Source organism: Rhodococcus sp. ACT016, assembly GCF_050477185.1.
Taxonomy (GTDB): Bacteria; Actinomycetota; Actinomycetes; order Mycobacteriales; family Mycobacteriaceae; genus Prescottella.
Window position 1 is genome coordinate 2503595 of the sequence record NZ_JBEAET010000001.1, and the last position, 13579, is coordinate 2517173.

The 13579-nt window shown below is 68.5% G+C and carries 9 protein-coding genes; all 9 read right to left on the bottom strand.

Annotated features, from left to right (window positions below):
• Positions 1 to 15: 15 nt before the first annotated feature.
• Complete coding sequence (locus ACQ5DX_RS11585; RefSeq protein ID WP_430332754.1) at positions 16 to 912, bottom strand: acyl-CoA thioesterase II; 897 nt, start codon at positions 910 to 912, stop codon at positions 16 to 18.
• A gap of 13 nt (positions 913 to 925) precedes the next feature.
• Positions 926 to 2344: a pyruvate kinase gene (gene pyk / locus ACQ5DX_RS11590; RefSeq protein ID WP_430332755.1), complete on the bottom strand. Its 1419-nt coding sequence runs from the start codon at positions 2342 to 2344 to the stop codon at positions 926 to 928.
• A 72-nt stretch (positions 2345 to 2416) separates the two neighbouring features.
• Complete coding sequence (locus ACQ5DX_RS11595) at positions 2417 to 3922, bottom strand: glutamate synthase subunit beta (protein WP_430332756.1); 1506 nt, start codon at positions 3920 to 3922, stop codon at positions 2417 to 2419.
• Positions 3915 to 8423, bottom strand: a complete 4509-nt coding sequence (gene gltB / locus ACQ5DX_RS11600; RefSeq protein ID WP_430335631.1) for a glutamate synthase large subunit — start codon at positions 8421 to 8423, stop codon at positions 3915 to 3917. Before gltB ends, ACQ5DX_RS11595 begins: the two co-directional genes overlap by 8 nt.
• A 353-nt stretch (positions 8424 to 8776) precedes the next feature.
• Entirely contained in the window at positions 8777 to 9541 is a 765-nt protein-coding gene (locus ACQ5DX_RS11605) for an NINE protein (RefSeq protein ID WP_430332757.1), read from the bottom strand.
• Positions 9538 to 10527, bottom strand: a complete 990-nt coding sequence (lgt, locus tag ACQ5DX_RS11610; protein ID WP_430332758.1) for a prolipoprotein diacylglyceryl transferase — start codon at positions 10525 to 10527, stop codon at positions 9538 to 9540. Before lgt ends, ACQ5DX_RS11605 begins: the two co-directional genes overlap by 4 nt.
• Before the next feature lie 5 nt (positions 10528 to 10532).
• Complete coding sequence (gene trpA, locus ACQ5DX_RS11615; RefSeq protein WP_430332759.1) at positions 10533 to 11336, bottom strand: tryptophan synthase subunit alpha; 804 nt, start codon at positions 11334 to 11336, stop codon at positions 10533 to 10535.
• Positions 11333 to 12640, bottom strand: coding sequence for a tryptophan synthase subunit beta (gene trpB, locus ACQ5DX_RS11620; protein ID WP_430332760.1), 1308 nt, complete (start codon positions 12638 to 12640; stop codon positions 11333 to 11335). Before trpB ends, trpA begins: the two co-directional genes overlap by 4 nt.
• A gap of 61 nt (positions 12641 to 12701) precedes the next feature.
• A complete protein-coding gene (gene trpC, locus ACQ5DX_RS11625) occupies positions 12702 to 13511 on the bottom strand; it encodes an indole-3-glycerol phosphate synthase TrpC (RefSeq protein ID WP_430332761.1) in 810 nt (269 codons plus the stop codon).
• Positions 13512 to 13579 lie beyond the last annotated feature (68 nt).

Here is a 13579-nt window from a genome sequence, read left to right on the forward strand (position 1 = left end):
ATTGCAGAATCGCGATCACCGACGGGCCGGGAAGTGCCGGATCACGCCCTCCTGCACGACGGTTGCGATCAACTGGCCGTCCCGTGTGAAAAACCGTCCGGTCGCCAATCCGCGCGAACCCGATGCAACCGGCGATTCCGTTGCGTACAAGGCCCATTCGTCGAAACGGAAGGGGCGATGGAACCAGATGGAGTGGTTGACGGTCGCGGCCACGATCCGGTCGAGGCCCCAGGACAGGCCGTGCGTGGTGAGAATCGAGTCCAGCACCGTCGTGTCCGACGAGTAGGCCAACGCGGCGCTGTGCACGCCCGCCTCGTCCGGCAGCGGACCATCGGTCCTGATCCAGACGCGGTTGTGGTTCAATCGCTGCCCCGCCCCCTTGAGCACCCACGTGGGATCGTTCGCGTAGCGCATCTCCATCGGCTTGAGCGCATCGACGAACATGCGCAGCGAATCCTCGTACCCCACGATGTGGTCGTCGAAGGACGGCAGCTCCTCCGGTCCCTCGACGTTGGGGATGTCGGCGCTGTGCTCGAGCCCGGTGCCCCAGTCCTGGAACGCGGCGAACATCGAGAACACCACGTGCCCGTCCTGGTAGGCCGTGACCTGGCGGTTGGCGAACGCCCGCCCGTCGCGATGCCGGTCGACGCGGTACTCGATGGGCGCCTTGACGTCGCCGCCCCGGATGAAGTGCGCGTTGATCGCGTGGACCGGACGGTCGCCGTCGACCGTCCGATCCGCCGCCACCAACGCCTGCGAGACCAGCTGTCCGCCGAAGGTCCGGCTGCCGACCTGCGCCGGGTGTCGACCGAGGTAGGTGTCCTCGCCGATCTGCTCGAGATCCAGGAGCGCCAACAGCGTCTCCAAGTCGGCCGATCGCGCCGGACGCAGACCTGTCCCCACGTCGCTCACCCAGGTACCCCCTCTAGTGGTCTTCCTCCCCGATCCGGTGGACGTGGATCAGGTTGGTCGAGCCTACTGTGCCGGGCGGGGATCCCGCGACGATCACCACCAGATCGCCCCGGTTGTACCGGCCGAGCGACAACAGGGCGTGATCGACCTGGAAGAACATCTGATCGGTCGACGCGACCGGATCGACGAGGAACGTCTCGGTCCCCCACGACAACGCCAGCTGGCTGCGCACCTCCGGCAACGGCGTGAACGCCAGCAGCGGCAACGGCGAATGCAGCCGCGCCAGCCGGCGGACGGTGTCCCCGGACTGCGTGAACGCCACCAACGCCTTCGCGTCCAGCCGCTCCCCGATGTCCCGGGCCCCGTACGAGATCACCCCACGCTTCGTGCGCGGGACGTGCGTCAACGGCGGCACCCGCGCCGGATCGGTCTCCACCGCCTCGAGGATCCGGGCCATCGTCTGCACCGTCTCCATCACGAACTTGCCCACCGACGTCTCACCCGAGAGCATCACCGCGTCCGCACCGTCGAGGACCGCGTTCGCCACATCCGACGCCTCCGCCCGCGTCGGACGCGAGTTCTCGATCATCGACTCGAGCATCTGCGTCGCCACGATCACCGGCTTCGCGTTCTCGCGGGCGATCTGGATCGCCCGCTTCTGCACCAGCGGCACCTGCTCGAGCGGCAACTCCACACCCAGATCACCGCGGGCCACCATCACCGCGTCGAACGCCAACACCACGGCCTCGAGATTCTCGATCGCCTCGGGCTTCTCGAGCTTCGCGATCACCGGCACCCGCCGCCCGACCCGATCCATCACCTCGTGCACCAGCTCGACATCCGCGGGCGAACGCACGAACGACAGCGCGATGAAATCCACCCCGAGACGCAGCGCGAACTCGAGGTCCTCGATGTCCTTGGTCGACAACGCCGGCACCGACACGTTCATCCCGGGCAGCGAAACACCCTTGTTGTTCGACACCGGGCCGCCCTCGGTGACCCGGCACACCACATCGTCACCGTCGACGGACTCGACCACCAGGCCGACCTTGCCGTCGTCGACCAACAGGCGGTCACCCGGCTTCGCGTCCTGCGCGAGCTGCTTGTACGTGGTCGACACGCGGTCGTGGGTGCCGTCGCAGTCGGCGACGGTGATCCGGATCTGCTCACCGGTCTCCCACACCGTCCGGCCCTCGACGAAACGCCCCAACCGGATCTTCGGCCCCTGCAGGTCGGCCAGAATGCCCACCGCACGCCCGGTCACCTCGGATGCCTCCCGCACCCGCCGATAGTTGTCCTCGTGATCCGCGTGTTCACCGTGACTGAAGTTCAGTCGCGCTACATCCATTCCGCTCTCGACGAGCTCACGGACACGGTCACCGGTAGCAGTAGCAGGGCCAAGAGTGCAGACAATCTTCGTGCGTCGGGTCACGAGGAAAGCCTAGTCAACTTCAGGAACGAACTCTATTCGGCGGGCGAACACCGAATGACGGCCGCGTGATCATCAGACGACGGTCAACGGTAGCGCCGTCGGGTGCACCGGCGCGGGCAGCTCCGAACTGCCGGTCAGATACGCGTCGACGCCGTGTGCGGCCGACCGCCCTTCCGCGATCGCCCACACGACGAGCGATGCACCGCGATGGGCGTCACCGCACACGAATACGCCAGGGGCAGACGTCTGCCAGTCGGACCCGCACGAGAGCGATCCTCGCCGATTCGTCTCGATCCCGAGCCCCTCGAGCAGTGGCCCGGTCTCCGTACCTTCGAATCCGATCGCGAAAAGGGCGAGATCGCAGGGTAATTCGATCTCCTCGCCGACCGGCACGATGGTGCGCCGGCCCGCAGCGTCGCGTCCGAGCCGCACCTCCGCGAGGATCATCGACCGGACGTGTCCATCTTCGTCGCCCAGAAACCGTTGGACCGCAACCTCGTAACGCCGTACCCCGCCTTCGGCGTGTGCCGGCGACGTGCGCAGCACCATCGGCCACGCCGGCCACGGCAGGGTGGATTCGTCCCGCTCGGTCGGCAGTGCCGGGTGGTAGTCGAGCTGTGTGACCGACGACGCACCCTGACGGTGCGCCGTGCCGAGGCAGTCGGCTCCGGTGTCCCCGCCACCGATGATCACGACGTGCGCGCCCCGCGCGCTGATCGGCGTCGGTCCGTCGCCCTCGCACTCGTGATTGGACGCGACGAGGTACTCCATGGCGAGGTGGACGCCGTCCAGATCCCGGCCGACCACGTCCCGGTTGTCCCGCGCCGCGAGCGCACCGGTGGCCAGGACCACCGCGTCGAACCGTGCGGTCAACGACGGCACGGGCAGTTCCACCCCGACCTCGACATCGGTGACGAAATGAGTTCCCTCCACCCGCATCTGCGTCAGCCGCTGGTCGAGGACCGACTTCTCGAGCTTGAACGCCGGGATGCCGTACCGCAGAAGGCCTCCCAGCCGATCGTCGCGCTCGTACACGGTGACCTCGTGTCCGGCGCGGGTGAGTTGTTGCGCGGCAGCAAGTCCCGCCGGGCCCGAGCCGACGACGGCGACGTGCTTGCCGCTGTGCAGGGCCGGGAGCACCGGGCCCACCTCACCCTTCTCCCACGCGGTGTCGGCGATGGCCTGCTCGATCCGCTTGATCGTCACACTCCCGGTGGTGTGCGTGTCCGCCAGTGAGAGCACGCATGCGGCCTCACACGGCGCCGGGCAGATCCGCCCGGTGACCTCGGGGAAGTTGTTGGTCGCGTGCAAACGCTCCGCCGCGGCGTCCCACCGCCCCCGCCGCACCAGGTCGTTCCATTCGGGGATCAGGTTCCCCAGCGGGCATCCCGCGCCCTCCGAGTGACAGAACGGGATTCCACAGTCCATACAGCGGGTCGCCTGCTCGGACACCTCGTGGGCTCGTTCGCCCGCCGACTGCGGCTCGTACACCTCGCGCCAGTCGCCGACGCGTTCGGACACCGGGCGCTTGCGCGCCTCCTTCTTGCCGATGTGCAGAAACCCCTGCGGATCAGCCACGAGCCGCCTCCATGATCGCGGTGTCGACGTCGAGACCTTCGGCCCGGGCCATCCGGGTGGCCTCGAGAACACGCTGGTAGTCGACGGGCATGATCTTGGTGAACAATGCCGAGCGTCGCGGCCAGTCGGCCAGGACCGAGGCCGCGACAGCCGACCCGGTCCACCGCAGATGCTGCTCGACGACCACCCGCAACCACTGCAGGTCGTCGCCGTTCGGCGCCTGCAGCGTCACCATGGACTGATTGATCTTCGTGGGATCGGCATCGAGCACGAACGCGATCCCACCGGACATGCCGGCCGCCATGTTTCGGCCGATCGGCCCCAGCACCACGACCCGCCCCCCGGTCATGTACTCGCACGCGTGATCGCCGACGCCCTCGGCCACCGCCAGCGCGCCCGAGTTCCGTACGCAGAAACGTTCGCCCACCAGTCCGCGGTAGTACGCCTCCCCCGACGTCGCACCGTAGAGCAGAGTGTTACCCGCGATCACCTGCGTCTCCGGGAGGAACAGCACATCCTCGGCTGGCCGGACCACGATTCGACCACCCGAAAGCCCCTTGCCCACATAGTCGTTCGCATCGCCGACGAGATCGATCGTGATCCCCGGCGGCAGGAAGGCCCCCAGCGACTGCCCCGCCGATCCGTCGAGCTGGATGCGGATCGTGTCGTCGGGCAGCCCCGCCGCCCCGTACCGTCGGGTGACCTCCGATCCGAGCAGCGTCCCGACGGTGCGGTTGACGTTGCGGACCGGCAGTTCCAGGCGGACCGGCAGGGCGTCCTCGAGGGCGCCCTCCGCGAGCTGGATGAGCGTGCGGTCGAGCGCGAGATCGAGGCCGTGATCCTGGGCGCGCACCCGCCGGCGCTGCGGGACCGCACCGCCCGTCTGCGGCACCTCCGTCGCGAAGATCGGGCTCAGGTCCAGACCGCAACTCTTCCAGTGCGCTACCCCCACCGCCGTCTCGAGCATCTCCGGATGCCCCACCGCCTCGTCGACGCTGCGGAACCCGAGGTCCGCGAGGTACTGACGGACCCCCTCGGCGACGAACCGGAAGAACTCCTCGATGAACTCGGGCTTTCCGGTGAACCGCTTGCGCAGCTCCGGATTCTGGGTCGCGACCCCCACCGGACAGGTGTCGAGGTGGCACACCCGCATCATGATGCAGCCGGCCACGATCAGCGGCGCCGTGGAGAAGCCGTACTCCTCGGCGCCGAGGAGCATCGCGACGACGACGTCGCGCGCGGTCCGCAGACCGCCGTCACACTGCATCGTGATCCGGTCACGCAGTCCGTTCATCACGAGGGTCTGCTGCGCGTCGGCCACGCCGATCTCCCACGGCAGCCCCGCGTGTTCGAGCGAGGTGAGCGGCGACGCGCCGGTCCCGCCGTCGTGACCGGAGATCAGCACGACGTCGGCGTGCGCCTTGCTCACCCCCGCGGCCACCGTGCCCACGCCGACCGAGCTCACGAGCTTGACGTTCACGCGCGCGTTCTCGTTCGCGTTCTTCAGATCGTGGATCAGCTGAGCGAGGTCCTCGATCGAGTAGATGTCGTGGTGTGGTGGTGGCGAGATCAGACCCACGCCCGGGGTGGAATGGCGCGTGCGCGCGATCCAGGGGTAGACCTTGAAAGCCGGAAGCTGGCCGCCCTCACCGGGCTTGGCGCCCTGGGCCATCTTGATCTGGATGTCGCTGGCGTTCACGAGGTAGTCGCTGGTGACGCCGAAGCGGCCGCTCGCCACCTGTTTGACGGCACTGCGACGCAGTGGGTCGTACAACCGGTCGACGTCCTCGCCGCCCTCCCCCGAGTTCGACCGCCCGCCGATCCGGTTCATCGCCACCGCGATCGTCTCGTGGGCCTCGGCGGAGATGGACCCGTAGCTCATCGCGCCGGTGTTGAACCGAGAGAAGATCGCCTCGGCCGGTTCGACTTCCACCAGCGGGACGGGCGGGCGCAGGCCCCGCCGGAAGTCGAACAGCCCGCGCAGCGTGCCGCCCTCGGCCGAGAGCCGATCCACCTCGGCGCTGTACCGCGCGAAGACGTCCTCGCGCCCGGTCCTGGTGGCGTGTTGCAGCAGGAAGACCGTCTCGGGCGTGAACAGGTGCAGTTCGCCGCCGCGGCGGTACTGGTAGATGCCGCCGACGTCGAGGCGACGGTGCACGAGCGACGTCGGATTCTCCGGGTGCGCGGCGCGGTGACGCATCGCCACTTCGCGGGCCAGGACGTCGAGCCCGACGCCGCCCAGGCGACTGACGGTGCCGGTGAAGTACTCGTCCACCACGTCCCGCGAAAGTCCGATGGCCTCGAAAACCTGTGCGGCGGTGTACGACCCGACGGTGGAGATGCCCATCTTGGACATCACCTTCAGCACGCCCTTGCCCAGTGCCGTGAGGTAATTCCGAACAGCGACCGAGGACTCGACGCCGGTCAGCTCGCCCTCGGCGACGAGGTCCTCGATCGACTCCATCGCCAGGTAGGGGTTCACGGCCGCGGCGCCGAACCCGATCAGCAACGCGATGTGGTGCACCTCGCGAGCGTCGCCCGACTCGACCACGAGTGCCACCTTGGTCCGTTCCTTGGTGCGCACCAGATGGTGGTGCACCGCGGACACCGCCAGCAGCGACGGGATCGGGGCGCGCAGATGGTCGGAGTCGCGGTCCGAGATCACCAACGTCCGGCACCCGTTCGCGATCGCTGCGCTCGCCGCGTCGCGCAGGTCGTCGATCGCCTCGGCCATGCCCTCGCCGCCGCTGTCCGCTTGGTACAGGGCATGCAGCACTGTGGTCGCGAAACCCGGAAGGTCGCCGTCGGCGTTGATGTCGATGATCTTGCCGAGTTCGTCGTTGTCGAGCACCGGCCACGACAACACGATCTGGCGGCACGACGCGGCGCTCGGTTCGAGCAGGTTCTGCTCGGGCCCCATCACGCGTCGCAGCGACGTGACGATCTCCTCACGGATCGCGTCCAACGGTGGGTTGGTGACCTGTGCGAACAGCTCGACGAAGTAGTCGAACAGCAGACGCGGACGTTGTGAGAGCACCGCGATCGGGGTGTCGGTCCCCATCGATCCGAGCGGCTCGACACCCGACGTCGCCATCGGCGACAGCAGCACGCGCTGCTCCTCCTCGGTGTAACCGAACTCCTGCTGGCGACGTACCACCGACTGGTGGTCGTGCGGAATCCGGCCCCGGCTGGGTACCGACCGCAGATCGAGCAGCCCGGCGTGCAGCCATTCCCGGTACGGCTGTTCGGCGGCCAACCGCTCCTTGATCTCGCCGTCGGGAACGATACGTCCGGCCTCGGTGTCGACCAGGAACATCTCGCCCGGTTCGAGGCGCCCCTTGGCGATCACCTCGGACTGGGGAATCGGCAGCACACCGCTCTCGGAGGCGAGCACGACGCGACCGTCGGAGGAGTGCCACCACCGTCCGGGCCTCAGCCCGTTGCGGTCGAGCACGGCACCGACGATGGTGCCGTCGGTGAACGTCATACAGGCCGGGCCGTCCCATGGCTCCATCAGCGACGCATGGAACTGGTAGAAGGCACGGCGCTGATCGGTCATCGACGTGTGGTTCTCCCACGCCTCCGGAATCATCATCAAAACTGCGTGCGGCAGCGAACGTCCCCCGAGATGCAGCAGCTCGAGAACCTCGTCGAACGAGGCCGAGTCGGAGGCGTCCGGGGCGCAGATCGGGTACAACCGGTCCAGGTCCCCGGGGATGAGATTGCTCGCCAGCATCGCCTCACGCGCCCGCATCCGATTGCGGTTGCCGCGCACGGTGTTGATCTCGCCGTTGTGCGCGATGTAGCGGAACGGGTGCGCGAGCGGCCACGACGGGAAGGTGTTGGTCGAGAACCTGCTGTGGACGATGGCGATCGCGCTGGTCACGCGCGCGTCGCGGAGTTCGCGGAAGTAGAGGCCCAGCTGTGCGGTCGTCAGCATGCCCTTGTACGTCAGGGTCCGGCTCGACAGCGACGGGAAGTACACGCCGGTTCCGTTGTTGCCGATCTCCGCCGTCACCCGCTCGGCGCGCTTGCGCAGCCCGTAGACCCGCCGGTCCAACTCGACGCCGGCGATGCGGACACCGTCGAGCGGTGGCGGCGCCACGAACAGGTAGGTCATGTGCGGCATGCACGACAGCGCCGTCACGCCGACGTCGGCGCCGACCGGGTCGACCGGGACGTCCCGCCAGCCCAGGATCTCGACATCCTCGTCCTCGGCGATCACGTGGATCCGCCGCCGCGCGGCCGCCCGCAGTTCGGGGTCCTGCGGCAGGAAACAGATCCCCGCGGCGAACGTCTCGCTGCCGTCCGGCAGCGGCGTCGGCAGGTCGAACTCGACGAGGTCACGGAAGTACGCGCCGGGAAGCTGGATCAGGATGCCGGCACCGTCGCCGCTGTTGACCTCGGCACCCGCGGCACCGCGGTGCTCGAGGTTGTCGAGCGCGAGGAGCGCGTCCCCGACGATGGCGTGCGAGCGGCGGCCGTGAACGTCGGCGACCATCGCGACCCCGCAGGAATCGGATTCGCGTTCACGGACGTACAGGCCGCGTGATTCGGGTTGCCGGGAGTACAGCACCGATCACCTCCACACCGGCCCACGGCAAGCTCCGGTGAGCTGCGCTGCGGGACCATCGCGCGTCGCGCACTTCTCGGGCGGCTCCCTGACGGGGCCGCCAATTACGGGTGCTGACTGCATCGATCGGGGTCCACCGGCACTGCTGTCGACCCGTGAAGGTTGCCGAGTTCCATACCCGGCCGGGTCAGTTTACCGCGCGAAGGCCACCCGAAGCGACGGCGAAAATGCGGACCGCCCGCGCCGTAGAACGACGCGGGCGGCACGAGGAGAACCAGCGGTCAGCTTCGGAGTTTGCGCCCCTGACCATCGCGAACGGTGCCGACCAGGATCATGATGCCGTCGACCACCGCCCACACCCAGATGCCCAGCGCTCCGAGTCCGGGGATGAGGAACAGCGGGAGAAACAACGCGGTGAGCGGGAGCAGGACGAGGGCGAGCAGGCAGCATCCCCAGAATCCGAGCAACTGCATCAAGCCAAGTCCGGTGTTGCCCGCATAGAGGCGACCGACGCCGGGAACCCAGAAGAACGACAGCACGAGCTGCAGCAGCCCGGCGGTCACTTTCGACTTCTCCGAGAACGGCTCACCGGTCACCGGATCGCGCCCGAACGGCGCGCTCGGATCTCCGTAAGCACCGTAGGCGCCCGGGTACGGCTGCTGGTACCCCGCTTGGTAGGTCGGTGTCGGATAGCTCGGGCCGGTCGGATAGGCCGGCCCGGGCTCCCCGAGCGTCGCTCCGTACTCGGGGTGCGGCGTTCCGTAGACGGGGCCGGTCGGAGGCAGGTGTTGGTCGCCGGCCGGCGGCGGATAGCTCGGTCCGGTCCCCCAACCCGGGCCGTTGCCGACGCCCGAGAACGTGTCCCAGCCCGGGCCGGCGCTGTTTCCACCCGACGGCGGCACCGCGGAGGTGCCCGACGTCGACTCGGTCATGGACGCGTCCGCGGTCGCGTCGTAGTCGAACGGCGAACCGAACTCGGGTGGCGTCGGCGTGGACGACGTGTCCTTCGCCGGTTCGTCACCGGTCGGCTTGGCCGGATCGGTCATTTCTTCTCCCCCTCTTTCGCGGACTGATCACCGTCGATGCGATCCGACTGTCCGGATTCGTCGTCTTCGGCGTCGGCAGGTGCGGAGCCGAGCGCAGTCCCCGATTCCTGGCCGCTCCCCTGGTGCGGCTTCAGCGCGGCCGGATCCTCGCGCCCCTTCTTGGCCAGGACGAAGTAGGCCACAGCACAGACGAAGACGATCGCCGAGGTGAACGAGTTCACCCGGATGCCGAGGATATGGGTCGCGTGGTCGGAACGCATCAGTTCGATCCAGAAGCGACCCGCGCAGTATCCGGCGACGTAGAGCGCGAACAGTCGACCGTGGCCGATCTTGAACCGGCGGTCGACCACCACCAGCAGCACCACGATGAGCAGGTTCCACACCAGCTCGTACAGGAAGGTGGGGTGGACCACCTGCTGCACGACACCGTTCGACACCCCGTCGAGGGTGTCGACGCGACCCGCCGAGTCGGTGCGTTCGTAGATCTCGAGCCCCCACGGAACCGTCGTCTCGCGTCCGTAAAGTTCCTGGTTGAACCAGTTGCCGAGACGCCCGATCGCCTGGGCCAGGATGATGCCCGGCGCGATGGCATCGGCGAACGCCGGCAGCGGAATCCCGCGTCGGCGGCAACCGATCCAGGCTCCCACGCCACCGAGTGCCACCGCGCCCCAGATTCCCAGGCCGCCCTGCCACACCTTGAGCGCGTCGACGGGGACCCCGCCGGGGCCGAAGTACGTCGACCAGTCCGTGATTACGTGGTAGAGCCGACCACCGATCAGACCGAACGGCACCGCCCAGACCGCGATGTCGAGGACGGTGCCCTTCTCGCCGCCCCGGGCGACCCAGCGACGGTCGCCCCACACGATCGCGACGATGATGCCGGCAATGATGCACAGCGCGTAGGCGCGCAGGGCCAGCGGCCCCACGTACCACACGCCCTGCGGTGGGCTCGGGATGTAAGCGAGAAGGTCCGTCGAAGTCGCCATCGAAGTCACGGCGCCACGGTAGCCGAGCGCACGCCCTCCGCGAGTTCGGCGGTGAGCGCGCGCACCGCGCCGAGACCCTGCTCGACCGCCGAGACGATCGCCGAGCCGACGATCACGGCGTCCGCGTAGGACGCGATCTCCGCGGCCTGCGCACCGGACCGCACGCCCAGGCCGACACCGACCGGGATGTCCGAGTGCGCCCGGATGCGCGCCGTGAGTTCGGGCGCCATCGACGAGACGGTGTCACGCGCACCGGTGACACCCATCGTGGAGGCCGCGTAGATGAAGCCGCTGCTGGCGTCGAGCGTCATCGCCAGCCGCTCCTCGGTGGACGACGGCGCGACGAGGAAGATGCGGTCGAGGTGGTGCCGCTCGGACGCCTCCATCCACTCGCCGGCCTCCTCCGGGATCAGGTTCGGCGTGATCATGCCGAGGCCACCGGCGGACGCGAGGTCGCGGGAGAAGGCGTCGACGCCGTACTTGAGCACCGGGTTCCAGTACGTCATCACGACGGCCTTACCGCCGACCGACGCGATCTGCTCGACCACAGTGAACACGTCGCGGACCCGCACACCGTTGCTCAGTGCGGTCTCGGCGGCCGCCTGGATGGTCGGCCCGTCCATCACCGGGTCGGAGTAGGCGATGCCGACCTCGATGATGTCGCAGCCCGAATCGACCATCGCCTTGAACACGTCGATGGACGTCGGCACGTCCGGGTAACCCGCGGGCAGGTAACCGACGAGGGCCGCGCGGTTCTCCTCCCGGCACTGGGCGAACGTGGGCGCCAGGCGTGAATCTCGTTGGCTCACTTGGCCGAACCTTCCTTCGAAGCAGTCGCAGCGTTGTCGTCGAACAGACCGAACCACTCGGCGGCGGTGTCCATATCCTTGTCGCCGCGACCGGACAGGCTCACGACGATGATCGCGCCCTCCCCGAGTTCGTGGCCCAGCTTGAGCGCACCGGCCACCGCGTGCGCGGACTCGATCGCCGGGATGATGCCTTCCGCGCGCGAGAGCAGCAGCAGCGCGTCCATCGCCTCGGTGTCGGTGATCGGCTCGTACGACGCCCGTCCGGTGTCCTTGAGGTACGCGTGCTCGGGGCCGACGCCCGGGTAGTCCAGACCCGCCGAGATCGAATGCGACTCGATGGTCTGTCCGTCCTCGTCCTGCAGCAGGTACGAGTAGGCACCCTGGAAGGCGCCGGGAGTACCACCGGTGAAGGTGGCGGCGTGACGCCCGGTCTCGACACCGTCGCCTGCGGCCTCGTATCCGACCAGCTTGACCGACGGATCGTCGATGAACGCGTGGAAGATGCCGATCGCGTTCGATCCACCGCCGACGCAGGCCACGACCGCGTCGGGCAGACGCCCGTCCGACGCCAGAACCTGCGCGCGCGCCTCGAGACCGACGACGCGCTGGAAGTCGCGCACCATCATCGGGAACGGGTGCGGTCCGGCGGCGGTGCCGAAGCAATAGTAGGTGCGGTCCGCGTTGGTGACCCAGTCGCGCAGCGCCTCGTTGATCGCGTCTTTCAGGGTGGCCGAACCCGTTTCGACCGACACGACCTCGGCGCCGAGCAACCGCATCCGGGCGACGTTGAGCGCCTGCCGGGCGGTGTCGACCGCACCCATGTAGACAATGCATTCGAGTCCGAGCAGTGCACACGCGGTCGCCGTGGCGACACCGTGCTGGCCGGCGCCGGTCTCGGCGATGATCCGGGTCTTACCCATGCGCTTGGCGAGCAGGACCTGCCCGAGCACGTTGTTGATCTTGTGAGACCCGGTGTGGTTCAGGTCTTCTCGCTTGAGCAGGATCCGAGCCCCACCCGCGTGCTCGCGCAACCGGGTCGCCTCGAAGATCGGCGACGGACGACCCGTGTAGTCGCGCTGCAGCCGGTCCAGTTCGTTCAGGAAGGAATCATCGGCGCGCGCCTTCTCGTACTCGGCCGTGACCTCCTCGATGACCGCCATGAGCGCCTCGGGAACGTGCCGTCCGCCGAAAACCCCCCAGTGGCCACCAGGATCCGGCTCGTGACCGGACCGCTCCGTCAGACCGGCGCTGGCAGGGGGCAGATTTCCGCCCTTGGAGACGAGGGCGTCATTGCGTGAAGTCACCCCTCCAGTCTGCCCCAACGCCGACGAGAACGAGTGGTCGGGTCCCCGTCGGCGCGACGGATCAGCGGGCCGGCTTGGGGCACGACGGATGCGCGCCCGCGGTCACCAGTTCTGCCACCGCAGCCCGCGGGTCACCGCTGGTCACCAGACCCTCACCGACGAGCACCGCGTCCGCGCCGGCACCGGCGTAGGCGAGCAGGTCCGCGGTGCCGCGCACCCCGGACTCGGCGATCTTGATGATGTTGGTCGGCAGACCCGGCGCGATGCTCCCGAACGTGTCCATGTCGACCTCGAGGGTCTTGAGGTTGCGCGCGTTCACGCCGATGACGCTGGCGCCGGCCTCGAGCGCCCGGTCCGCCTCCTCCTCGGTGTGGACCTCGACGAGCGCCGTCATGCCCAGCGACTCGGTGCGGTCCAGCAGCGAGGTCAGCACGCTCTGCTCGAGTGCCGCGACGATGAGCAGGATGACGTCCGCGCCGTGCGCCCGCGCCTCGTGAATCTGGTACGGACCGACGATGAAGTCCTTGCGCAGGATCGGGATGTTCACCGCGCGACGGACCGCGTCCAGATCGGCGAGCGAGCCGTGGAACCGGCGCTCCTCGGTGAGCACGCTGATCACCCGCGCACCCCCGGCCTCGTAGGCGGCCGCCAACACGGCGGGATCGGGGATATCGGCGAGCGCCCCCTTGGACGGGCTGGCCCGCTTCACCTCGGCGATGACACCGATACCCGGAGCGCGCAGCGCGGCTGCCGCATCCAACGCCGGCGGCGCAGCGGCGGCAGCGGCCTTCACCGCGGCGAGGTCGAGAACGGCTTCGCGGGCGGCGACATCGGCGCGCACCCCGTCGAGAATCGAGTCGAGAACGGTCATCGTGGCTCGAGTCCTTTCCGGCATGTCAATACCGATGTGAGGAACCTCATCGGATCTTGACTCAGCCT

Bases quoted from the DNA above. Each gene is read 5' to 3' on its own strand.
- ACQ5DX_RS11605 (WP_430332757.1), bottom strand. From the start codon at position 9,541: ATGACCGATCCGGCCAAGCCGACCGGTGACGAACCGGCGAAGGACACG.
- trpC (WP_430332761.1), bottom strand. From the start codon at position 13,511: ATGACCGTTCTCGACTCGATTCTCGACGGGGTGCGCGCCGATGTCGCC.
- lgt (WP_430332758.1), bottom strand. From the start codon at position 10,527: ATGGCGACTTCGACGGACCTTCTCGCTTACATCCCGAGCCCACCGCAG.
- gltB (WP_430335631.1), bottom strand. From the start codon at position 8,423: ATGGTCGCCGACGTTCACGGCCGCCGCTCGCACGCCATCGTCGGGGAC.